Here is a 2042-nt window from a genome sequence, read left to right as displayed (position 1 = left end):
GACTTGAAGGCGTTTGTATCAAACGGAAGCATTGCGGAACCGGACAATTGCGCCGAAGGCGAGCCAAAAAGCTTTGGAGTTCTTAGAACCTTTCCCGAAAGGTTCTGAGCCCCCGGAGGGCCGCCGGAGGCATGCTTTATTTCTTTCGGGCCAGAACGCGGCATCCGTTGGAGATATGTCCCTGCATGGTTTCGAAGACTGTTTCCTCGACGTGCAGCAGGTCCATATCGCCGAGCAGCGAGGTTATGTGCTCGAGGTTATGGTGCCGGAAGGTTCCGCCGTCTTTGATGTCGAACATGCCGTAGACGCGGTATTTGCGTTGTCCTTCGGCGTAGCGGTCGAGGTTTCTGCGGTCGTTGTTGAGCAGGAAGTCGTTCAGGTAGAGGTATGCTCCCGGTTTCATGACCCGGAGCACTTCGCGCAGGCACTGGGCCTGATCCGAGGTGCTTGGGATGCAGGTCAGGATGCCGAGCATGAGCACGCCGTCGAAGGTCTGGTCCGGGATGGGGATGGTGTCTTCCGGCAGGTGCCGGAGGTCCAGTGACGGGTGTTCGGCCAGTCCCCGTTGCACCAGGGCGTGCGAGATATCGACGCCGATGACGTCGTTGTAGCCTGCTTCCGCGAGGGCTTGAACCGTGCGGCCGTAGCCGCAGCCGTAGTCCAGCACGCTGCTGTCGGGGGAAACGTAACGTGTGAATAGATCCAGATCGAAGGGAGTGGTGAAGGTTCTGGTTGCTCCCTGTTCGTTCCAGTATCGTCGGTAGGGGTCTATGGCCGTCAACTCCTGCTAGAGTTCAAGGGGAACGTGGTAGATGCGGCCTTCGCGCTGCACGTTCAGGAACACTTTGCCCTGAAGGCGGTTCATGAGGACGGCCGGAATGAGGTCGTCCTTGGTGCGAAGGCCCACGTTGCCTATTCGATGAATGATGTCCCCGCGTTTGATGCCCAGCCGGGCGGCCGGGCTCTTGGGCAGGACCTCGGTGACGAGGACGCCGCCGTTGCGGTTTCCGTCGAGCTTCATTCCCCATACATCCCGTGCCAGTGAAAGCGCAAGCGAAACGTCGACCGCTCGTGGCCGCAGGGTCACGGAAAAGCGTTTGCCGCTGCGGAAGAGGTCGAGGCGCACGCGTTCCTTGCGGGTCATGCCTCGCAGCTTGGTGAGGTAGTCGTCCTTGTCGATCACTGCGCGGCCGTTGATGGATAGCAGAACGTCGCCGGGTTGCAGGGTGGCGGCCTCGGCCGGGGTGTCGGGGTAGACTTCGGAAATCAGCAGGCCGTTGAGTGTGGGCAGTGAAAAGTAGTGGGCCGTGCCCTGATCGATGTCCTGTCCGGTCAGGCCGAGCCAGACAGGGGCGACTTTGCCGGTGGTCAGGAGTTCTTCCACCACGAGCCGGGCCTTGTTGATGGGGATGGCGAAGCCGATGCCTTCTCCGTCAGCGAGGATGGCGGTGTTCACGCCGATGAGCGAGCCGTTGATGTTCAGGAGTGGCCCGCCCGAGTTGCCGGGGTTGATGGCCGCGTCGGTCTGGATGAAGTTGCCCATGGCTCCGCGTTTGGTCTGGATGGAGCGGTTCAGGGCCGAGACTACGCCGGTGGTCACTGTATGGCTGAATCCGTAAGGGTTGCCGATGGCGATGACCGTCTCGCCGATGAGGATGTCGCCGGAGTCGCCCATGGGCGTTTCGGGCAGGTTCTTGGCGTTCTTGAGGCGAAGCACGGCGAGGTCGAAGTCGAGGTTCGAGCCGAGCAGTTCGGCCTGAAAGACGCGGGTGTCGTGAAGCCGCACCCGGATGGTGTCGGCTCCGGCGACAACGTGGGCGTTGGTGAGCACGAGGGCGTTTTTGCCGTCAATGATCACGCCGGAGCCGAGGTTGTTGCGACGCTGCTTGCGTTTGAGGCCTTGCATGTTGCCGAACCAGCGGCCGATGATGTCGTTGGGGAACGGGAACGCGCTGGTCACGGTTTCGCCGACGGCCGTGATGTTTACGACGGCCGGGCTGACTTTTTCCACGGCGCGCACCACCGGGGTGCGGCGGGCGTCG

Annotated in this window: 2 protein-coding genes; both read right to left on the bottom strand. The window is 61.8% G+C overall.

What is annotated here, in order from left to right; all coding sequences use genetic code 11:
• Positions 1-136 precede the first annotated feature (136 nt).
• Positions 137-781, bottom strand: coding sequence for a class I SAM-dependent methyltransferase (locus JCM12178_RS17270; RefSeq protein WP_245628858.1), 645 nt, complete (start codon positions 779-781; stop codon positions 137-139).
• Between the two features lie 6 nt (positions 782-787).
• A partial coding sequence (locus JCM12178_RS17265; RefSeq protein WP_054653213.1) for a trypsin-like peptidase domain-containing protein occupies positions 788-2042 on the bottom strand: 1255 nt, incomplete at its 5' end.

Source organism: Salidesulfovibrio brasiliensis JCM 12178 (genome assembly GCF_001311825.1).
GTDB classification, from domain to species: domain Bacteria; phylum Desulfobacterota; class Desulfovibrionia; order Desulfovibrionales; family Desulfovibrionaceae; genus Pseudodesulfovibrio; species Pseudodesulfovibrio brasiliensis.
The sequence above is the reverse complement of the archived record's forward strand: the minus strand, read 5'-3'. Positions and strand labels throughout refer to the sequence as shown.